This is a genomic window from Vibrio halioticoli NBRC 102217 (assembly GCF_000496695.1).
GTDB classification, from domain to species: domain Bacteria; phylum Pseudomonadota; class Gammaproteobacteria; order Enterobacterales; family Vibrionaceae; genus Vibrio; species Vibrio halioticoli.
On sequence record NZ_BAUJ01000018.1, the window covers coordinates 37,829 to 58,959 of the forward strand.

General features: G+C 44.2%; 16 protein-coding genes. 12 read left to right on the forward strand and 4 right to left on the reverse strand.

From position 1 onward, the window contains the following. The first annotated feature begins 45 nt into the window (after positions 1–45). From cmoM to mukB, 4 genes are read left to right on the forward strand one after another with little or no spacing between them, the layout of a single operon-like run. Positions 46–840, forward strand: coding sequence for a tRNA uridine 5-oxyacetic acid(34) methyltransferase CmoM (gene cmoM, locus VHA01S_RS06815; RefSeq protein WP_023403620.1), 795 nt, complete (start codon positions 46–48; stop codon positions 838–840). Next, positions 841–2,193, forward strand: a complete 1,353-nt coding sequence (mukF, locus tag VHA01S_RS06820; RefSeq protein ID WP_023403621.1) for a chromosome partition protein MukF — start codon at positions 841–843, stop codon at positions 2,191–2,193. It begins immediately after the preceding gene. After that, a complete protein-coding gene (mukE, locus tag VHA01S_RS06825; RefSeq protein WP_023403622.1) occupies positions 2,174–2,911 on the forward strand; it encodes a chromosome partition protein MukE in 738 nt (245 codons plus the stop codon). Before mukF ends, mukE begins: the two co-directional genes overlap by 20 nt. Next, positions 2,908–7,362, forward strand: coding sequence for a chromosome partition protein MukB (gene mukB, locus VHA01S_RS06830; protein ID WP_023403623.1), 4,455 nt, complete (start codon positions 2,908–2,910; stop codon positions 7,360–7,362). Before mukE ends, mukB begins: the two co-directional genes overlap by 4 nt. A gap of 95 nt (positions 7,363–7,457) precedes the next feature. On the opposite strand, the gene VHA01S_RS06835 is transcribed toward mukB, so the two are convergent. Together VHA01S_RS06835 and VHA01S_RS06840 are read right to left on the reverse strand one after the other, a co-directional pair. After that, a complete protein-coding gene (locus VHA01S_RS06835; RefSeq protein ID WP_023403624.1) occupies positions 7,458–8,291 on the reverse strand; it encodes an NAD(P)H-binding protein in 834 nt (277 codons plus the stop codon). 1 nt (position 8,292) lies between these two features. After that, positions 8,293–8,526 carry a TIGR02647 family protein gene (locus VHA01S_RS06840; RefSeq protein ID WP_023403625.1) on the reverse strand — a complete coding sequence of 78 codons (234 nt, stop codon included), beginning with the start codon at positions 8,524–8,526 and terminating at the stop codon, positions 8,293–8,295. 498 nt (positions 8,527–9,024) lie between these two features. Here VHA01S_RS06840 and torE point away from each other — a divergent pair, with 498 nt between their 5' ends. The 3 genes from torE to torA are packed head-to-tail and all read left to right on the forward strand — an operon-like array spanning position 9,025 to position 12,912. Further along, entirely contained in the window at positions 9,025–9,201 is a 177-nt protein-coding gene (torE, locus tag VHA01S_RS06845) for a trimethylamine N-oxide reductase system protein TorE (protein WP_023403626.1), read from the forward strand. 41 nt (positions 9,202–9,242) lie between these two features. After that, positions 9,243–10,427 (forward strand): pentaheme c-type cytochrome TorC, encoded by a 1,185-nt coding sequence (gene torC, locus VHA01S_RS06850; protein ID WP_023403627.1) that lies wholly within the window; start codon positions 9,243–9,245, stop codon positions 10,425–10,427. A gap of 19 nt (positions 10,428–10,446) precedes the next feature. Beyond that, positions 10,447–12,912 (forward strand): trimethylamine-N-oxide reductase TorA, encoded by a 2,466-nt coding sequence (gene torA / locus VHA01S_RS06855; RefSeq protein WP_023403628.1) that lies wholly within the window; start codon positions 10,447–10,449, stop codon positions 12,910–12,912. Between the two features lie 98 nt (positions 12,913–13,010). On the opposite strand, the gene VHA01S_RS06860 is transcribed toward torA, so the two are convergent. After that, on the reverse strand, positions 13,011–13,958 hold the full coding sequence (locus VHA01S_RS06860) for an SDR family oxidoreductase (protein ID WP_023403629.1): 948 nt from the start codon (positions 13,956–13,958) through the stop codon (positions 13,011–13,013). Between the two features lie 193 nt (positions 13,959–14,151). Here VHA01S_RS06860 and VHA01S_RS06865 point away from each other — a divergent pair, with 193 nt between their 5' ends. Then, positions 14,152–15,045: an AraC family transcriptional regulator gene (locus tag VHA01S_RS06865; RefSeq protein ID WP_039970364.1), complete on the forward strand. Its 894-nt coding sequence runs from the start codon at positions 14,152–14,154 to the stop codon at positions 15,043–15,045. Between the two features lie 519 nt (positions 15,046–15,564). Here VHA01S_RS06865 and cmoA read toward each other — a convergent pair. Next, positions 15,565–16,290 carry a carboxy-S-adenosyl-L-methionine synthase CmoA gene (gene cmoA / locus VHA01S_RS06870; protein WP_023403631.1) on the reverse strand — a complete coding sequence of 242 codons (726 nt, stop codon included), beginning with the start codon at positions 16,288–16,290 and terminating at the stop codon, positions 15,565–15,567. Between the two features lie 300 nt (positions 16,291–16,590). On the opposite strand from cmoA, the gene aspS reads away from it, so the two are divergent. The 4 genes from aspS (at position 16,591) to ruvB (ending at position 20,757) form a co-directional block, all read left to right on the forward strand. Further along, a complete protein-coding gene (gene aspS / locus VHA01S_RS06875) occupies positions 16,591–18,366 on the forward strand; it encodes an aspartate--tRNA ligase (RefSeq protein ID WP_023403632.1) in 1,776 nt (591 codons plus the stop codon). Between the two features lie 70 nt (positions 18,367–18,436). Further along, positions 18,437–18,958 (forward strand): crossover junction endodeoxyribonuclease RuvC, encoded by a 522-nt coding sequence (gene ruvC, locus VHA01S_RS06880; protein ID WP_021712729.1) that lies wholly within the window; start codon positions 18,437–18,439, stop codon positions 18,956–18,958. Between the two features lie 170 nt (positions 18,959–19,128). Next, complete coding sequence (ruvA, locus tag VHA01S_RS06885) at positions 19,129–19,743, forward strand: Holliday junction branch migration protein RuvA (RefSeq protein WP_023403633.1); 615 nt, start codon at positions 19,129–19,131, stop codon at positions 19,741–19,743. 3 nt (positions 19,744–19,746) lie between these two features. Beyond that, on the forward strand, positions 19,747–20,757 hold the full coding sequence (gene ruvB, locus VHA01S_RS06890; RefSeq protein ID WP_023403634.1) for a Holliday junction branch migration DNA helicase RuvB: 1,011 nt from the start codon (positions 19,747–19,749) through the stop codon (positions 20,755–20,757). Positions 20,758–21,131 lie beyond the last annotated feature (374 nt).

The following is a 21,131-nucleotide window of genomic DNA, read 5'->3' on the forward strand; positions in this document are numbered from 1 at the left end:
ACACAATACGAAACTCACTCAAATAACATCATACATTAATTAAAAGTGACACAAGATCGTAATTTCGACGACATTGCCCACAAATTTGCCGAAAATATTTATGGCTCAGACAAAGGCAATATACGTCAGACTATCGTCTGGGAAGATTTGCAGCAAATCATAACCCAAATAGCAGGCCATGCAAAACCTCTCACCATTCTGGATGCGGGAGGGGGCTTAGCACAAATGTCACAAAAGTTGGCCGAGCTTGGTCACAATATTATATTGTGTGATGTCTCTAGCGAAATGCTCTCTTTAGCTAAGCAAGAGATTGCACAACAAGATTTGCTAGAGCAGTATCAGTTTATCCATGCGCCTATCCAAGAGTTAGATCAGCACCTCAAGCAACCGGTGGATCTGGTTTTGTTTCATGCGGTCATGGAGTGGTTAGCTGATCCTAAAGATGTACTCGAAAAATTGATGCAACATGTTCGTCCCGGCGGCATGGCGTCAATCATGTTTTATAACCACCATGGATTGGTAATGAAAAACGTAATATGTGGCAACATTCCACATGTATTGCAGGGAATGCCCCATCGTAAACGATTTAAGTTGCAGCCGCAGAAAGGGTTATTACCCGAAGACGTTTATCACTGGTTAGAAGAATGCAACTTACGCATTTGTGGAAAATCAGGGATTCGCTCTTTTCATGACTATATCGGTTTTACCCAATATGTGGGCGACTATAGTCAAGAAGAACTGATGCAGCTAGAACGACAATTATGTAGAACTGAACCTTATCTTTCTCTAGGAAGATACATACACGTATGGGTTCAAAAAGAAATGACAGTAGGGAACTGAATGAGTCAACTCTCCCAAGAAGGGCAACATGACGATCAAGTCACAGTCGATGAACTGGTCGGGTGGGTTAAACAACACGATTTCTCCCTTAACCTCAATAGTGAACATCTGAGTTTTTTAGTCGCGATAGCGCTACTCAGTCGTGAACGTTTTGATGAAGAGTTAGGAGAAGGCGAATTGCATGATGCATTCGCTATTGTCCAGCGAGAATTTAATGGTGATGCTAGCGTCAGCAACATCGCTTTCAAAGCCAATAACGCTATTAATAGCTTAGTCGCACAGAGATTATTGAGCCGATTTACCAGTGAAGGACAAGACGGAAGCAGCATTTATCGCCTTTCGCCCCTTGCTGTAGGCATTTCTGAGTACTACCTGCGCCACCGTCAATTTTCGAAATTGAAATTGTCTATCCAACTGACTTTAGCCGGCAAAGAGCTAGCAAATGTTGTGGCTACTGCTGAGCAGACGCCAACTGATGAAGGTTGGCGTAGAGACATATACGGCACATTGAAGTTTTCGGTAGCCGAAATTTTTGACCAAATTGACTTAAACCAAAGGGTCATGGACGAAGAGCAGCATCAGGTAAAAGCCGAGATTGCTGAGCTATTAAACCAAGATTGGCGTGAGGCGATTATTCACTGTGAAGACTTGCTTTCTGCAACCTCAGATACCTTAACCGAGCTGCAATCTTCCTTGCAAGCGGCAGGCGATGAGCTGCAATCTCAGCTATTGACCTTACAACAATTGGTGTATGGCAAAGAAGATTTAGACTACATCGATGCGGTGTTATTTAGCCTGCAAGTCAAGCTCGATCGCATCATCAGTTGGGGACAACAATCGATAGATTTATGGATAGGTTATGACCGTCACGTGCATAAATTTATCCGTACTGCGATTGACATGGATAAGAACCGAGCATTCAGTCAAAGGCTGCGTCAATCCATCCAAGATTTTTCCTCCAGTTCATGGCTATTGACCTTTGCCGATGCGGAGCGTTTACGAGACTTAAGAGATGAATCTCTGGTGTTGAAAAACGATGAAGCCTTGGGGCAATTGCCGCCAGAAGTGGAATATCAAGAAATGCAACAGGTCAGCAATGAGTTGGCCGAACAAGTCACAGCCATGTTGAAACGTCATAAAGATCAAGGGGCTAAAATCGACCTTGGTGAAGTGCTGCGTAATTATCTCGCCACTCACGCACAGGCAAGTCACTTTGATCTGGCTCGATTAGTGGTAGACCAAGCGGTGCGCTTGGGTTACTCAGAGCAAGACTACGCAGCAATACAGCCGGATTGGCAATCAATTAATGAATATGGCGCAAAGGTACAAGCGAATGTCATCAATAAATTCTGATACATATATGCCAGAGAATCTGGTTCGAGCGATAGCAAATCCGCTGTTTCCAGCGTTAGATAGCTTACTTCGCTCTGGTCGTCATATTACTCAAGACGACATGGATAACCATGCACTGCTGTGCGACTTTGAAACAGACTTGATGCTGTTCTACCAAAGATACAACACCGAATTGGTGCGCGCGCCAGAAGGCTTCTTCTACTTGCGCCCACGTTCAACCACCTTAATTAGCCGTAGCGTACTCTCTGAGTTAGATATGCTGGTGGGTAAGGTCTTGTGTTTCCTTTATTTAAGCCCAGAGCGTCTGGCGCAAGAAGGCATATTCAGCAACCAAGAAATGTTTGATGAACTGCTTTCTATTGCCGACCATCGCACTTTGATGAAATTTGTCACCAATAAAGCGACCGGTACCGATTTAGATAAAGAAAAACTGTACGACAAAGTGCGCACTTCTTTGCGCAGACTGAAACGTCTGGGCATGCTATTGCCAATAGGCGAAGGTGAAAAATTCCGCATCAGCGAAGCGGTATTTCGCTTTGGCGCCGATGTTCGAGTCGGTGATGATGTACAGCAAGCGCAAATACGCTTAATTAGAGATGGTGAAGCTGTCCCTTCAGAAGAAGTACAACAAGGCAGTTTGCTTGATGAGCCTAACCACAATGAAACAAGCTCTGATGAGCAAACTGGTGATGAGTCAAATAATGAGGAACAAGCATGATTGAACGCGGTAAATATCAATCACTGACCATGGTCAACTGGAACGGTTTTTTTGCACGTACCTTTGATATCGATGGTCTTGTTACTACATTGTCTGGCGGTAATGGTGCGGGTAAATCCACCACTATGGCGGCATTTATTACCACATTGATCCCTGATCAAAGCCTACTGCACTTTAGAAACACCACCGAAGCGGGAAGCTCGCAAGCCTCTCGTGATAAAGGTTTGTACGGTAAGTTGCAACCGGGCGTGTGTTATGCGGCGCTAGAAGTGGTCAACTCTCGTAATCAACGTCTGGTATTTGCGGTTAAACTGCAACAAATTGCCGGTCGTGATAAGAAAGTGGATATTAAGCCTTTCTTAATTCAAGGTCTGCCAAGCTCGATTAAAGCAGCAAACTTGTTCATTGAAACCATCAATGATACGCAAGCGAAAGTGTGTCAGCTCAATGAAGTAAAAGAGCGAGTGGCGGAAATCGAAGGGGCGCAATTTAAAGCCTTTAATTCTATTACCGATTACCACGCACAGATGTTTGATTTTGGCGTAGTGCCGAAAAAACTGCGTAACTCGAGTGACCGTTCTAAATTCTATCGCTTAATTGAAGCCTCTTTATACGGCGGCATCTCAAGCACTATTACCCGTTCATTGCGCGATTATTTATTGCCACAAAATGGCGGGGTGAAAAAAGCCTTTCAGGATATGGAAGCGGCGCTACGTGAAAACCGCACCACCTTGGAAGCGATTAAAAATACCCAAGCGGATCGTGACCTGTTTAAGCACCTGTTAACTGAGTCAACCAACTACGTTGCCGCCGACTACATGCGTCATGCTAATCAGCGCCGCTCGAAATTAGAAAGCACGCTGGCTATGCGCGCAGAGCTATTTGGCAATCGTCAGCAGATCATTGATAACAATGCACTGCTTAACTCAACGCAGCAGCAATTAGAAGCGGTTGTCGAAGAGTACTCAGCGCTAGAGCAAGACCATCAATCCGCGGTCGATTATGTTCAGCTAGTGCAAAATGCACTGCAGCAACAACAAAAAATCGCTCGTTACGAAGATGACTTGGTTGAGCTAAGCGAACGCCTTGAAGAACAAATCATGGTGGTCGAAGAGGCGCAAGAGCTATTAATTGCCGCCGAAGAGCAAAGCACCTTAACCGAAGAAGAGGTCGACAGCCTTAAATCTCAGCTCGCGGATTATCAGCAAGCACTGGATGTTCAGCAAACTCGTGCATTGCAATATCAGCAAGCCATTAAAGCCTTTGCTGAGGCGCGTGAACTGTGCGGTTTAGACATTGATTCAGTGGACGAGATCCCAGCCATTGTCAGCGAACTGGCTGAGCAGCAACAAAGTCAAACTCAGCAAATCTTATCGCTAAAACACAAATTAGACATCAATTCAGCAGGCGTTGAGCAGTTCAACCATGCCTTTGAATTGGTGAAAAAACTCGATGACACTTGCTCTCGCCAGCAAGCAGCAAGTTTTGCCAAAAGCGCACTGGCTAAAGCGGTATCGGCCAACAACGATGTGTCTCAATTGCCACACTGGCAGTCACAAAAACAAGCATTAAGCAGCGCACTGGCAAAACAAAAAGCGGTGCGTGCGTTGGTCACTGAGTACCAACAGCAATTTGCCTCGCAGTTGGCCGATGAAGCAGACTTAGAAATTGAGCACGAGCGTCAAGCTCTAGCCATTGAAACGGCTGAGCAAAACATTGAGTCAGGGCGTGACAACTTAATTGAGATGCGTCGTAACGAACAGCAAATCAATTCTGAGATTGCCCGTTTTGAGTCCATTGCGCCAAGCTGGATTAAAGCCAATGACGCCTTGACGAAAATTGCCGAGCAAACCGATGCTGAACTCATTGATGCTCAATCGGTAATGGCGTCTATGCAGCAAGTGCTAGAAACAGAGAAAGCCCTGTTATCGAGCAAAGATGCGATTGCCATTCGTCGCACTCAAGTTGACAAAGAGATCGAAGCGTTAGGTGCACCGGGCGGAGCAAACGATGCTCGTCTGAAAGCGTTAGCGGATAGCTTAGGCGGCGTGCTTCTTTCTGAAATATACGATGACATCACCTTAGATGACGCGCCTTACTTTAGCGCCATGTACGGCCCTGCGCGTCACGCGATTGTCGTGTCCGACATGAGCGGCATTAAAGAGCGATTGGTCGAATTTGATGATTGTCCTGATGATGTTTATCTTTTAGAAGGTGACGTTGATGCCTTTGACGATAGCCAATTTGAAGTGGAAGAATTTGAAGGCGCTGTGTGCGTTCAAGTCAGCGACAAACAATTGCGTTTCTCACGCTTCCCGAAAGTGCCATTATTTGGACGCGCTGCGCGTGAATCTCGCCTTGATACCTTGCGTGAAGAGCGCGACCAATTAATCGAAGATTACGCAAAAGCCTCATTTGATGCGCAAAAAGCGCAGCGTTTGTACCAAGCGTTTAATGACTTTGTGGCAAATCATGCACAAGTCGCCTTTGAAGACGATCCAGAAGATAGCATCCGCGAATTACGCAGTCAGCGCAGTGCGTTGGCAGAGCAGTTATCAAAACTGCAAGCGGCAGAAAGTGAACATAAAATCACTTTAGCCAAAGCGAAAAAAGCGCTCTCGGCATTAGATAAAATTTCGCCATCGTTACATCTTCTGGAAGACATCAGCCTTGCTGAGCGTCTAGAAGAGGTTGAGCACAAGTTAGAAGCGCTCACTGAAAGTAAGCGCTACCTTGACCAGTGTGGCAAAACCCTGCAACAGCTTGAGCCTATTGTGGATGCCCTTGATGCCGACCCTGAGCAATTTGATGCGATTCAAGCCGAATACGAAGCTCTTGATAAGGCTTTGCAGCAAAACAAAACTAAGAGTTTTGCACTGTCGAACGTATTGGGACGTAAAGCGCACTTTGCTTACCAAGATTCAGTGCAATTGCTGGATAAAAGTAACGAGCTGAGCGATCAGCTGAAACTTAAACTAGTAAGCGCAGAAGCGGCAAAAGAGCGCGCTAAAGAAGGCTTAAAGCAGGCGCAAAAGCAGTTCCAACAATATAATCAATTGCTGGCAACCCTAAAAAGCTCTCATCAAGCGAAGTCTGAAACCGTACAAGAGTTCCGCCAAGAACTCACCGATGCCGGCGTAACTTTAGATGACGGCATTTTAGAGCGTGCGCAATCTCGCAAAGAAAATCTGCATCAGCGCATTGAAACTTCGCGCACCGCGCAATCTCAAATGCAGAAAACCTTAACCGCGACTGAGATGGAGCTTCGCACCGCTACTAAAGCGTTGAAGAAGCAGCAAAAAGAGTACAACGAGCTGCGCACCTTTGTAGTGACAGCAAAAGCGGGTTGGTGCTCAGTATTGAAACTGGCTCGAGAGCACGATGTAGAACGTCGTCTGCACAAACGTGAGTTGGCTTACCTTTCAGAAGGTGAGTTGCGCTCGATGTCGGATAAATCGTTGGGGGCATTGCGCCTTGCAGTAGCCAATGAAGACGACTTACGTGATTCACTGCGCGCTTCTGAAGATACGGCGTATCCTGAACGTAAGGTGCTGTTCTACATTGCGGTGTATCAATATCTACGTGAGCGTATTCGCCAAGATATTATTCGCACTGACGATCCTGTGGAAGCCATCGAAGAGATGGAAGTGGAGCTGGCGCGTCTAACCGAAGAGCTTAATCAACGTGAAACTCGTCTGGCAATCAGCTCAGAGTCTGTTTCTAGCATCATTAAGAAGACCATTCAGCGTGAGCAAAACCGCATCCGCATCTTGAACCAAGGGTTGTCGAACATCCACTTTGGTCAGGTGAAAGGGGTTCGTTTGAATGTGCAAATTCGCGAAAGCCATCAAGTGCTGTTAGATAGCCTAGCAAGCCCTGATAAAGCGCACCAACAACTGTTTGATAATTCAAGACTGACCTTCTCAGAAGCGATGGCGAAATTGTTCCAACGCGTTAACCCACATATTGATATGGGTCAGCGTTCACCGCAAGTGTTGGGTGAAGAGCTACTGGATTACCGAAACTACTTAGAAATGGGCGTAGAAGTTAACCGTGGTTCAGAAGGTTGGTTGCAAGCCGAGTCTGGCGCACTGTCAACAGGTGAAGCTATTGGTACGGGTCAATCCATTCTATTGATGGTGGTACAAAGCTGGGAAGAAGAATCACGTCGTTTGCGCAGCAAAGACATTGTTCCTTGTCGTTTATTGTTCTTGGATGAAGCGGCGCGCTTGGATGCCAAATCCATTGCCACCTTGTTTGAACTGTGTGATCGCTTGAACATGCAATTGTTGATTGCCGCTCCAGAAAACATCAGCCCTGAAAAAGGGACGACTTATAAACTGGTGCGTAAAGTGTTTAAAGATCATGAACATGTACATGTGGTGGGTCTGCGCGGCTTTGGTCAAAAATCATTAGACAGCCAGCAAATTGATGAAGCGGAAGTGATCTAGACTTTCTCTTTATTAAGTGAAATAAAAACCACCTACCATGATTCATGACAGGTGGTTTTTTTATGTCCAATTTAATTGATAAACGAAGCTGGGGATTAGAGTAAATCTAACGTGTGCTGATAACGGTATTGATAGCCGAGCTTTTGTGACAGGGTGCTGTCGATTCTTTTATCAGGTGTATCGACGATTTCTGGAAGCGCAATATCCAGTTGTCGAGAGGCAATGGCGGCTTGATAAAACTGCGCCTTATCACATGTATCTGGGGTAGAGGCATTCAGTACTTGGTCAGTGACCTTATTAAGCGCAAATTCAATAATCCCAATGGCATCGTCTTTATGCAGCATGTTAGCCGGCGCATGGCGACTGACTGAACGCAAACGTGTGGCAAAGCGAGAAGGGTGGCGATGTTGGTCAATGAGTCCACTGCAGCGAATAACGGCATAATTCAATCCACTATCAAGCACTTGTTGCTCCGCTTTTAATAGCGCTCGGCTCTTTTCTGAAAATTGGTTATCGACAATAGATTGCGCAAAATCAGCATCGCTTTCTTGCATGGGCTTAGCAATGGCAGGATAGACCGCTGTTGAGCTGATCATGATGATCTTATTGATTTTCGCTTGTTTGGCACTTTGACAGATTTGCTGCCAGTTTTGTGCATAGCTGTCCCAATTTGGCGTTGCTGTGCGACGAAATCCGGGCGTAAAACAGCCAATAATGGTATCGGTATTTAATTGTTGTAGCAGATCTGTGAGCGAATGAGGCGCTTCTAACGGTAGCGATAAATGATGCGCGTGTAAGCCTTCTGTGGAGCTTTGTTTGACGGTGTCTAATTGGGAATTGGTGACATCAACTTGATGATGAGAAGCGCTAAGTTGCTTGGCTAAAGGACGACCAAGCCAACCTGCGCCTATTATTAGAACGGAAGCCATATTAGTGGCTAAGCGCCCTTAGAATTTTGTCTGCTGACTCAGCGATTTCTACGCCTTGATCAGTCAGGTAACCACCATCACTGAGTGTACATAAGCCTTTTTCAAATAAGCTTTTAATTGCTACTTGAGTAGCGTCACAAGCATCACTGCGAACCTTAATACCTGTAGCCGCACTATCTAAGTTGAATTGCATTAGCAAGTTCAGTTCATCGACCAATAATTGATTAAATTTCATGCTCTTTCCTTTTTGATTCTTTCCAACACATTAGAACTGGAATGCAAGTGAATCAACAACAAACAGTGAAAAACGTTACCTCTATCGGATGCACGCCTATTTGTTAGCCGCTTTTGGCTATAAGAAAGCGGAAATATGATTAATGTCATGAGCAAGTAAAAAAACGAAGTTTTTTATTGACTCTCCGCTATCCCAGACGAGGCAAGTCTTTACACTTTTTATCCACAATTATTGTGGATAACCGCATTCTTGATTTTCAAAAATAACACGCATGTTAAGTTGGAGTAATAGCTTGAAAATTAATCATTTATATAACCTAGCATAGAAAGTGCCTTGTTAAATACAGAGTGAAATAATTTATCGCATCAATGTTTGTTGAATTGATATGAAGTTAATTTCTTAGTTAATTCCCTAGATAGATTGAGGATATAGTCTAAATTATTACTATCGATTAACCGTTGAATAGTTGTGTTATTCAGGACAAATAAGGTGTTGCCAATGAGTGATACGAAAGCAATCCCAGAAGAAGAAAAACACTCTCTGGAATGGAAAGCGTTTCTTTTTATAGCCGTTATTCTTTTTCCTATTTTAAGTGTGGCGTTTGTAGGAGGATACGGCTTTGTTGTGTGGATGCTACAAGTCTTTGTTTTGGGCCCCCCTGGTGCGCATGGATAACTACTTGAAAGACCAACAAAAAATGAAAGAGTGAGACGAAAATGAAATCACTGATTATTAAACTGTGGACGACTATGAGTCGTCCTGCAAAGCACATTAGTCTGGGTATCCTCACCTTAGGGGGCTTTTTAGCTGGGGTGATATTCTGGGGTGGATTTAACACCGCTTTAGAAGCGGCCAATACCGAAAAGTTTTGTATTAGCTGTCATACCATGCGTGACAATGTATACCAAGAGCTGCAAACCACTGTGCACTGGAAAAACCATGCAGGTGTCCGAGCAACCTGTCCTGACTGTCATGTACCTCACCAGTGGACTGCTAAAATAGCCCGTAAGATGCAAGCTTCAAAAGAGGTGTATGCACAAATTTTTGGTGATTTAGGTACACCGGAAAAATTCGAGGCACGTCGTTTTGAATTAGCACGTCATGAATGGAACCGCTTTTCTGCGAACAAATCTTTAGAGTGTAAAAACTGTCACCAATACGACTCAATGGACTTTGAGGCTATGTCTCCAACAGCGCGTATTCAGATGAAGCATGCTGCAGAGCGAGATCAAAGTTGTCTTGATTGTCATAAAGGTATTGCGCACAGCTTACCTAAAAATATGGACTCTTCGGGTGGTTTGATAGGAGAGCTTGAACAGATAGCACACTCAACATCATTTGCTAAAGACACGGCGTATGTTTCTGTTCGTCATCTACCTCTCTACGAAGATCAAAACTTAACGGTAGAAGCTGGCCTGCTTAATCCCGCATCACAAATTAAAGTATTGCAAGTCACAGACAAAGCATTGCAAGTTGAGATTAATGGTTGGCGTAAAGACAAAGGCTTTGGTCGGGTAATTCAAGAAGATTTTGGTATGAACATCGCCGTCGGCTCATTGTTAAAAGAATCAGCACAAAATGATGCCGTAGTGCAGAGTTTTGAAGAGAAAGAAGATGAGCTTACTGGTTTGCCGTGGAGCCGAGTAGTGGCAACGGTCTGGATGAAGCCGGAATCTTTAGTGACGGGTTATGACGATATTTGGAAGCGAGCCGGTGAGTCGTACAAAGTAAACTGTTCGACCTGTCACACTCAGCCGGCCCCTGCGCATTTCACTGCGAATGCGTGGCCAGGTATGTTTAATGGTATGTCAGCATTTGTCAATTTAGACACTGATAGCGAAGCCTTAGTGCTGAAATATCTACAAAAACATTCCTCTGATTTTTCTGACCAAAATCACTAATTCTTGACGGAGAGAGAACATGTCATTATCAAGAAGAAACTTTCTGAAAGGGTTAGGGGCATCAGGTGCTGCTGCCTCAGTGATTGGCCCAAGTTTATTAGTTTCTAGTTCAGCGAATGCGGCAATGGAAACGGAAGGCACATGGAAAACCTCAGGTTCGCACTGGGGGGCATTTCGAGCCCGAGTTTGGGCTGGGAAAGTGCAAGAAATAAAACCGCTAGAGGTGGATAAATATCCCACTGAGATGCTAAACGGCATTAAAGGAATTATCTACAGTCCATCGCGAGTCCGCTACCCTATGGTGCGTTTGGATTGGCTGAAAAAGCATAAGTACTCAGCGGATACTCGAGGCAACAACCGTTTTGTACGCGTGACTTGGGATGAAGCATTAGATCTGTTCTATCGAGAGTTAGAGCGAGTACAAAAAGATTATGGCCCGTGGGCACTGCATGCCGGACAAACCGGTTGGCGTCAAACAGGGCAGATGCACAGTTGTAATAACCATATGCAGCGCGCCATTGGATTACATGGATATTCAGTAAAAAAAGTGGGCGATTACTCCACCGGAGCGGGGCAAACCATCTTACCTTATGTATTAGGCTCAACGGAGGTGTATGCGCAAGGGACTTCTTGGGATCTTATCTTAGATAACAGTAAAAATATTATTATTTGGGCGAATGATCCGGTTAAAAATCTGCAAGTAGGTTGGACTTGTGAAACCCATGAATCTTTTGAGTACCTCGAAAAGCTAAAACAAAAAGTGGCTAATAAAGAGATCAATGTGATCTCAGTTGATCCAGTAAAAAACAAAACTCAGCAATATTTAGGCAATGAACATTGGTATGTGAACCCTCAAACCGATGTTGCTTTCATGCTTGGCATTGCGCACACCCTGTATAAAGAAGAATTATACGATAGCAAATTTATTGAGCTTTATTGTTTAGGTTTTAAAGAGTTTACGGCTTATTTGAAAGGTGAAACTAAAGACAGAGTCGAGAAGACGCCAGAGTGGGCTGCAGAAATTTGTGGTGTGCCTGCGGATAAAATTCGTGAATTTGCCAGAATGTTGGTTAATGGACGCACTCAGATCTTATTTGGTTGGTGCATTCAAAGGCAAGAGCATGGCGAGCAGCCGTACTGGATGGGTGCGGTATTAGCGGCAATGATAGGTCAAATTGGTCTGCCCGGTGGTGGGGTCTCTTATGGCCATCACTATTCTGGTATCGGCGTATCGTCGACAGGCTTTGGCGCACCTGGCTCGTATCCGCTTAATATTGATACAGGCCAAACGCCAAAATATACCAATAAAGATTATAAAGGCTATAGCAGTGTGATTCCGGTAGCAAGGTGGATTGATTGCCTCAAAGAACCGGGTAAAAAAATTCAAGCGAATGGCAAAGAGGTAACTTTACCTCCCTTTAAAATGATGGTCGTGAGTGGTAATAACCCTTGGCATCACCATCAAGATCGCAATAACATGAAAGCGGCATTCAAAAACTTACAAACCTTGGTCACTATCGATTTTGCATGGACTGCCACCTGTCGCTTCTCCGATATTGTGCTTCCCGCCTGTACCCAGTATGAACGCAATGATATTGACGGCTATGGTTCATATTCAGGGCGCGGTTTAGTGGCAATGCATAAGTTAGTCGATCCACTGTTTCAATCGAAAACCGATTTTGACATCATGACTGAACTTACGGCACGTTGGGGGCGAGCAAAAGACTACACCCGAGGCATGTCCGAGATGGAGTGGGTACAAAAACTCTATAACGACTGTAAAGCGGCCAATGCTAAATTCAATTTGCCTGAATTTGATGAGTTTTGGCAAAAAGGATTTTTAGACTTTGGTAAAGGCCAGCCATGGACTCGTCATGCCGATTTCCGTGAAGACCCTGAAATCAGCGCATTAGGCACACCTTCTGGCTTTATTGAAATTACCAGTAGAACCATAGGCCGTTATGGTTACGAACACTGCCAAGAACACCCAATGTGGTTTGAAAAAACTGAGCGTTCGCACGGTGGTCCTGGGTCGCAAAAACACCCATTTTGGCTACAATCTTGCCACCCAGATAAACGCCTGCATTCACAAATGTGTGAATCCGAAGAGTTTCGCGCGACGTATGCGGTGCAAGGCCGAGAACCATGTTATATCAACCCTACGGATGCCAAAGCCAAAGGCATCAAAGACGGTGACTTGATTCGGGTATTTAATGACCGTGGTCAGTTACTCGCTGGTGCGGTAGTCAGTGACCATTATCCGCAAGGCGTAATTCGCATTGAAGAGGGTGCTTGGTATGGGCCGTTAAATGAGAAAGTGGGTGCTATTGATACTTATGGCGATCCGAACACCTTAACTCAAGATATTCCATCGTCTGAGTTAGCTCAAGCGACATCGGCGAATACCTGTATTGTGGATATTGAGAAGTTTAAAGGAGAGGTGCCGCCAGTCACGTCCTTTGGTGGGCCGCTAGAAATGTCTTAATAGCATGACTATTTGATTAATATGCGACAAAGTGGCATGAAAAAGCCTTGGGACATTGAATGTTCCAAGGCTTTTTAGTGAGTTGATGAAACATCTGTTTAAAGGGGAAATTGAACCCCTGTTTCTTGTTCTGACAGTGCCCATAAACGTTGTGCGCTCGCTTTGTCTTTCACAAAGGACTCTATTTGGCGCTGATCAACTGGGCCGACCCAATAATTGAATCCAGTGGGCCCATAGTAAGCTTGCTCAGATAAGTTAGCTTGTGTCGCACACATCAGTTCAGGGTAAGCGCCTTTCTCTGCCGATTGCACAATCGGAGTCATTGCCATTAATGAGAATGCAATGCGGGTAATGCCATTCGCTTTGTTGTTAATCAGCGAAGTTTTTGATGCGCCCGGATGACAAACGTACACTTGTACATTTTTGTTTGCCTGCTTGATTCTGTTTTGCAATTCATAACCAAACATCATTTGCGCTAATTTACTGTGGCAATAGGTGTTGTTTGGGTGATAGTTGTTATCCCAATTCATATCATCAAATTGAATTTTCTTGATACCCATTTTATAGCCTTCACTACCTACCACGACGATTCGTCCTTGAGAAGCATCAATGCGTTCAAACAACATGCCACACAATAAAAAGTGTCCATAGTGGTTGACACCCAACTGGCTTTCAAATCCATCAGCGGTAAATTCTTGTTTTGCTACTTGGGCAATTGCGCCATTACAAATAAGCGCATCAATTTGTGGGATGCTGTTAAGAATTTGCGTCGCAGCTTTGCGCACGGAATCCAGTTTAGAAAGATCTAAGGTAATAAAACTGACCTCAGCGTTTGCACCGAGTTGTGTTTTTAATGCCTCTATAGCCGTTTTAGATTTATTAGGGTTTCGATTCAGCATCACTACTTTAGCGCCCTTGGACAACAAAATGCGTGAAGCTTCAAACCCTGCGCCAGTGTTCGCGCCTGTGATCAAATATGTTTTACCCTTTAGAGAGGGCATCAATTCTGGAGTCCAACCTTTCGGGCCAAATTGCTTTGTTGTCATTATAAAAACCTTATTCGCTATATTAACCATGCGTTTTGCAAAGGGTCTGCAAAAGAAGATTTGCTAAACGTTGTTTGCAGTAGTAACCTTTTCTGGAAAAGAACTATAACTCTCAGATTGGTAGTTAAAAAGGCGATATAATCTTTAAAACATGCCTATTTGTATCTTTTGTGTTTGTGCGGGTGGTTTGGTAATGACAAAGAATAAAATAAAAATGCTACTAGAAAAGCAACTCAGTGAAGACGGTTTGCATGAAACTGGGATAAACGGCGTACGACTGTTTAAGGTGTCGGAGTCAATTCAGTGCGCACCTGCGGTGTATGAACCGACAGTGATTGCTATTGTCAGTGGTACGAAAGAAGCGATATTAGATGGCAATAAACACCTTTACGACAACGCTAAATACATGTGTTGCACCATGTCGTTGCCTGTAGAAGCGGGTACGCCAAATGCATCGCCTGAAAACCCATTGCTCGGGGTTTCTATCACCTTAGACAGTAAAGTAATGACTGAGCTGGCACTGGAGATGGAAAACGTGGCAGGTTCGGTTAAAACCCCAAAGGGAGCCGAATTACCCAAAGGGCTTTCTTTTGCATCATGGGATGATGCATTTTGCGATGCGCTGTTGCGCTTATTGCAACTGGGCGACGACTCGGTAGACAGCGCCATATTGGGCGAAAGCCGCTTGCGTGAGTTGTATTATGCGGTATTAAAAGGCGAAGCAGGTGCTTCAGTAAGACGCTCTTTTGGTGTCGGCAATGAAATTGCGCGCTCTATTGAGTATTTATCACATCGCCTTGATCAAAGCGTAACGATTGATGAGCTAGCCTCTAAAGTCGGGATGAGTCGCGCAGTGTTTCATCGCAAGTTTAAGCAGGCAACCTCACTGTCACCCATTCAATTTATGAAATCGATGCGTTTAAACAATGCGGCAATGAATATCGCAACAGGAATGAATGTCAATGAAGCCGCCATGAGTGTCGGTTATGTCAGTTCATCCCAGTTCAGTCGTGAATTTAAACGTTTGTATGGACAATCACCGAAACAGTGGGTGTCATCGCAAGGGCATCTAGGAATGATGGCGTAAACGAGTATTAATGATAAGTAAATAGCCGCAAGTGAATGACGAAAAAAAAGCCGACCACGAAAAAACGTGCGATCGGCTTGTATTCTTGTGAACAAGTACAACGTCAGTTGGCTAGGTGATCCTTGGCTTAAAAGGATCAATCTCCTTATGCATGATGTGTGCCAACTATAATGTACATATGGTAAGTCATTGTTATTTAAGGTTAATAGTGGGGAAATAAATGCACTTCGCATTATGCATTTGCAAAATGCAACGAAACTTTGATATTTGCATGTGTGTTTCTTTGCATAGCAAAATGTAATGTTGCTATTAATTTGCTTTCAGATAGCGCGATAGATGTCCAGTTTGCATGCACTTATGTATAGAAATGGGCACATCAAACTAGTCGCAAGAGCGTTGTTGCAGACAAACTTGGCAGTGAAATAGGCAGGGTGAGTCAATTAAGTGTTGCGTTAAAGCAGGAGAGCTCATTTATGAGACAACCTGCTTTATATTTTCAGTGAGAATGTTTGGCTTAGATCATTTGATAGCGAACATAGAACCAAAGTTAAAGCATTGGAACCACACTTCACTGCTACTAAAGCCAATATCGGCAAAGCGTTTTTTATGAGTGTCGATTTTGTCGGGCAACATTACATGCTCAATAGCGCTGCGTTTTTGGCTGATTTCCAATTCGCTATAGCCATTGGCACGTTTAAAGTCGTGATGAAGGTCGATAAGCAGTTCGTGCGAAGTCGGATCTTCAAAGATGAATTTTTCCGACAGAATCAAAATGCCACCGGGTAACAAACCTTGATAGATTTTCTCTAGTAGTTTTTGACGATCGTCAGGCGAGAGAAACTGCAAAGTGAAGTTAAGCACCACCACAGAGGCGTCGCGTATTTCTATCTCGCGAATATCGGCTTCCCGAATATCGACCGGCGTTTTGGCTTTATAGGCATTGATGTGCAATTTGCATCGCTCCACCATCGCCGATGAATTATCAACAGCAATAATGTGGCAGTTGTCAGCGGTAATGTTGCGACGCATCGATAGTGTTGCCGCACCCAACGAGCAACCAAGATCGTATAAATTGGAGCCTTCAGTGGCAAAACGTTCAGCCAGCATGCCAATGGCAGAGATGATATTGCTGTACCCAGGTACAGAACGTTGAATCATATCTGGGAACACTTCGGCTACGCGTTCATCGAAAGTAAAGTCGCCAATTTTTTCAATTGGGGCGGAAAAAATCTTATCTGTGCTCATGGGATCTTGCTGGGTAATTCATAACAGCGCTAAGTTTAGAGAAAAGTCGGCCAACTGTCATTAGTCGAGATCAGTGACCTTCACTGTTATGACTTTACAGCTATTGTTTTCTGCTAATGTTCCTTAAAAACGCTTATCTTGCTTAAAAACAGAGCAAAGCCGTCATTAACTGAATAAAAAAGTGCATTGAGTATCGATTTTACGGCTATTTCCGAGTATAAATATCGGTTAATTGCGTCGAGATCTTAGTCTCTCGACAGAACCTTATATAGTCATTAGAAAATAGTCGGGAAATTCAATATGCGTAGCCATTATTGTGGTCAACTGAACAAGTCCCTTGCAGGACAAACTGTAGAACTTTGCGGTTGGGTAAACCGTCGCCGTGATTTAGGCGGCCTTATTTTTATCGATATGCGAGATCGCGAAGGTATCGTTCAAGTCGTTGTTGACCCTGATATGGCGCAGGCACATGAAGTGGCAAGCCAACTGCGTAACGAATTTTGCATTAAGCTAACCGGTGAAGTGCGCGTTCGTCCAGACAGCCAAGTAAACAAAGACATGGCAACGGGTGAAGTTGAAGTGATCTGTAAAGGTCTAGAAATCATCAACCGTTCTGAAGTGCTGCCACTTGATTTCAACCAAACCAACTCTGAAGAGCAACGTTTAAAATACCGTTACCTAGACTTGCGTCGCCCTGAGATGAGCGATCGCATCAAACTGCGTGCAAAAGCTTCTAGCTACGTGCGTCGTTTCCTTGATGACAACGGTTTCCTAGACATCGAAACACCTGTACTGACGAAAGCGACACCAGAAGGTGCACGCGACTACTTAGTACCAAGTCGTGTACAAAAAGGCAGCTTCTACGCGCTTCCTCAATCACCACAGCTATTTAAACAGCTGCTGATGATGTCTGGTTTTGACCGTTACTACCAAATCGTAAAATGTTTCCGTGATGAAGATTTACGTGCAGACCGTCAACCTGAATTTACGCAAATTGATATCGAAACCTCATTTATGAGTGCTGACGAAGTTCGTGCTACTACCGAGAAAATGGTACACGGCATGTGGCAAGAACTGCTTAATGTTGACCTTGGTCAGTTCCCAGTGATGCCATTTAGCGAAGCGATTCGCCGTTTTGGTTCAGATAAGCCTGATCTACGTAACCCACTTGAGCTTGTTGACGTTGCAGACATTTTAAAAGACGTTGAATTTAAAGTCTTTGCTGGCCCTGCTAACGATGAGAAAGGCCGCGTTGCTGTTATTCGTGTACCGGGTGGCGCTAAGCTAACTCGTAAACAAATTGACGGCTATGCTGAATTTGTTGGTATTTACGGCGCGAAAGGTTTGGCATGGATGAAAGTGAATGACCGTGCTGCAGGCATGGAAGGCATTCAGTCTCCAGTGGCTAAATTCTTAAACGAAGAAGTGATCAACAGCATTCTTGAGCGCACTGGCGCAGAGTCTGGCGATATCATTCTATTTGGCGCAGATAAAGCCAACGTTGTTGCTGAAGCGATGGGCGCACTGCGTCTGAAAGTGGGTGTTGATCTTGAAATCACCGATCTATCAGCATGGAAACCACTATGGGTTGTTGATTTCCCAATGTTTGAAGAAGATGGCGAAGGTAACTTGCACGCAATGCACCACCCATTCACTTCTCCTCTGGGCATCACAGCGCAACAGTTAAAAGAAAATCCAGCTAACGTTAACTCTAACGCTTACGATATGGTTATCAATGGCTACGAAGTGGGTGGCGGCTCTGTTCGTATTCACAATGCAGAAATGCAAGCCGCAGTATTTGATATTCTTGGTATTGATGCGCAAGAGCAACAACTTAAATTTGGTTTCTTACTAGAAGCGTTAAAATACGGTACGCCACCTCACGCCGGTCTTGCGTTTGGTCTTGACCGTCTAGTGATGTTGCTATGTGGCACAGAAAACATTCGTGACGTAATTGCATTCCCTAAAACAACCAATGCTTCTTGTCTACTGACCGATGCACCAAGTCTGGCAAACCCTGCTGCCCTTGAAGAGTTAGCGATTGCAGTGAAACTTGCGAAAAAAGACAGCGAATAACGTTAACTGTTAATGAGTTTAAACTCCCGCTCTATTGCGGGAGTTTTTGTTTGAGGGAGAGAAAACATCAATGACGATAATTTTAGGCATTGATCCGGGCTCAAGAATTACCGGATACGGAGTGATTCGTCAAAATGGCCGCCATCTACATTACTTAGGCAGTGGCTGTATCCGCATGTCGGAAAAAGCGTTGCCGGGGCGGTTAAAGCAAATCTACGCAGGGGTGAGTGAAATCATCACTCAGTTCAAGCCCGATGTATTTGCTATTGAACAAGTGTTTATGTCTAAAAATGCCGATTCAGCATTAAAGCTTGGCCAAGCCAGAGGCAGTGCGATTGTGGCTGCAGTAAACGCCGATCTTGAAGTGTATGAATACGCGGCAAGATTGATCAAACAAGCGGTAGTGGGCACGGGCGGCGCCGACAAAGCGCAAGTACAGCACATGGTTCAACAAATGCTCAAGCTTCCAGCAAAACCGCAAGCCGATGCGGCCGATGCTTTGGGCGTTGCCATTTGTCATGCAAACACCAATAAAACGTTGATCGCTCTGGCAGGCAAAGCCACTTCAGCAAGACGTGGACGATATCGTTAATTCGACGGGTATCAGTTTTATTGTCTACAAGCCTTTCTCTATGTTTTTTGATCGTTTACCGCATCGAATTTAAAGCATAATCATTATCCGCTATTGATGTTGAGTACTGGCTATCCGTCCAGTTATTTATTATCATCAATACTATTACAAACAGCTATTGGAATGAGACCGTGATTGGACGTCTACGTGGAACCCTTATTGAGAAACAACCTCCTGAGTTACTGATTGAAGTCGCTGGCGTTGGTTATGAAGTACAAATGCCAATGAGTTGTTTTTATGAGTTACCAGAGATTGGCCAAGAAGCCATTATTTATACTCATTTCGTTGTGCGTGAAGATGCGCAACTGCTTTATGGTTTCAACAGCGTTAGTGAACGCGCGCTGTTCCGTGAAGTCATTAAAGCCAATGGCGTTGGCCCTAAATTGGGGCTTGGCATTTTATCTGGCATGACCGCCAGTCAATTTGTCAGCTGTGTTGAGCACGAAGATATCTCTACCTTAGTTAAATTACCGGGCGTAGGTAAGAAAACGGCCGAACGTCTGGTCGTCGAAATGAAAGACAGACTCAAAGGCTGGGGCGCGGGTGACTTGTTTACTCCTGCAACCGATGCAGCACCAATGGATAGCGCTATGTCTAGCGATCAAAATGCGGTTGATGAGGCGGTGAGTGCATTATTGGCTCTGGGTTATAAACCGCAAATGGCTTCCAAAGCGATTTCACAAATTGCGAAACCTGATATGACCAGCGAGTCGCTGATTAAAGAAGCTCTGCGAGCTATGGTGTAATTGATGATTGAAGCAGACCGACTGATCGCACCTGATAACCCAACCTTTAAAGACGAAGAGGCGGTCGATAGAGCGATTCGTCCTAAAAAATTAGAAGACTATCAAGGTCAAGATCACGTACGTGGTCAGATGGAAATATTCATCAAAGCGGCGCAAATGCGTAACGAACCCTTAGATCATCTTCTTATTTTTGGTCCTCCAGGTTTAGGAAAAACCACGCTGGCCAATATTGTGGCAAACGAAATGGATGTGAATATTCGCACCACCTCAGGCCCTGTGCTAGAAAAAGCCGGCGATTTAGCCGCGCTACTGACCAACCTTGAAGAGAACGACGTACTGTTCATTGACGAGATACACCGTCTAAGCCCTATGGTGGAAGAAGTGCTGTATCCGGCAATGGAAGATTATCAACTTGATATCATGATAGGAGAGGGGCCTGCCGCTCGTTCTATCAAGATCGATCTGCCGCCGTTTACCTTAATTGGCGCAACCACTCGTGCCGGGTCATTAACTTCTCCGCTTCGAGACCGTTTCGGTATTACCCAGCGCCTTGAATACTACAAGGTTGAAGATCTGCAACACATTGTGCAGCGCAGTTCTGATTGCTTAAATTTGTCAATGGAGTCGCAAGGCGCACTGGAAATTGCAAGACGTGCTCGTGGTACGCCGCGTATTGCTAACCGATTATTACGACGCGTTCGTGATTACGCCGAAGTAAAAAGTGATGGTCATATTGATTCGGACATCGCCGATAAAGCGCTCGACATGCTCGACGTAGATAGCCTTGGTTTTGACTATATGGACAGAAAACTTCTGCTTGCCATAATAGAGAAATTTAATGGTGGTCCGGTTGGACTCGATAATATGGCCGCTGCCATAGGTGAAGAAAAAGACACTATCGAAGATGTATTAGAGCCTTATTTAATTCAGCAAGGATATTTACAAAGAACCCCAAGAGGTCGAATTGTAACAGACCGCGCTTATTTACACTTTGGATTTGATATAAAAGATTAATATAAAGTTAAGGGGGTGTTACCCCCTTTTATTTGTACGACAATACTCCCGCCAAGCTGTTAACTTTGCTTACAAATTACACCGACTATGTTTAATAAAAACCCTTTATCAATTCATTCTCTTTGATTTGTATCAATGTAATTTTCTTAAATAAAGCCTTTGAAACCAACAAGCTAAACCTATACTATAGCGCCTGGATATATTAGGGGATGCTTAACAAATGTTTAATTATTAATTATCAGTGAATTAATAATTAACTCAGTTATTTAACATCTCTTGTTTAATTTTAACTTTTGCGCTTTATGCTAATCCGAATAAGTTAGGATTCAGATTATTGCTTGGTTAAAATTGCCTAATAATAGTTCTTGAAAATA

Coding starts and splice junctions, on each gene's coding strand:
- torE (WP_023403626.1), top strand. CDS start 9,025: ATGAGTGATACGAAAGCAATCCCAGAAGAAGAAAAACACTCTCTGGAA.
- VHA01S_RS06840 (WP_023403625.1), bottom strand. CDS start 8,526: ATGAAATTTAATCAATTATTGGTCGATGAACTGAACTTGCTAATGCAA.
- torC (WP_023403627.1), top strand. CDS start 9,243: ATGAAATCACTGATTATTAAACTGTGGACGACTATGAGTCGTCCTGCA.
- mukE (WP_023403622.1), top strand. CDS start 2,174: ATGTCATCAATAAATTCTGATACATATATGCCAGAGAATCTGGTTCGA.
- VHA01S_RS06865 (WP_039970364.1), top strand. CDS start 14,152: ATGACAAAGAATAAAATAAAAATGCTACTAGAAAAGCAACTCAGTGAA.
- mukF (WP_023403621.1), top strand. CDS start 841: ATGAGTCAACTCTCCCAAGAAGGGCAACATGACGATCAAGTCACAGTC.
- aspS (WP_023403632.1), top strand. CDS start 16,591: ATGCGTAGCCATTATTGTGGTCAACTGAACAAGTCCCTTGCAGGACAA.
- torA (WP_023403628.1), top strand. CDS start 10,447: ATGTCATTATCAAGAAGAAACTTTCTGAAAGGGTTAGGGGCATCAGGT.
- mukB (WP_023403623.1), top strand. CDS start 2,908: ATGATTGAACGCGGTAAATATCAATCACTGACCATGGTCAACTGGAAC.
- ruvC (WP_021712729.1), top strand. CDS start 18,437: ATGACGATAATTTTAGGCATTGATCCGGGCTCAAGAATTACCGGATAC.
- VHA01S_RS06860 (WP_023403629.1), bottom strand. CDS start 13,958: ATGACAACAAAGCAATTTGGCCCGAAAGGTTGGACTCCAGAATTGATG.
- cmoA (WP_023403631.1), bottom strand. CDS start 16,290: ATGAGCACAGATAAGATTTTTTCCGCCCCAATTGAAAAAATTGGCGAC.
- ruvB (WP_023403634.1), top strand. CDS start 19,747: ATGATTGAAGCAGACCGACTGATCGCACCTGATAACCCAACCTTTAAA.
- VHA01S_RS06835 (WP_023403624.1), bottom strand. CDS start 8,291: ATGGCTTCCGTTCTAATAATAGGCGCAGGTTGGCTTGGTCGTCCTTTA.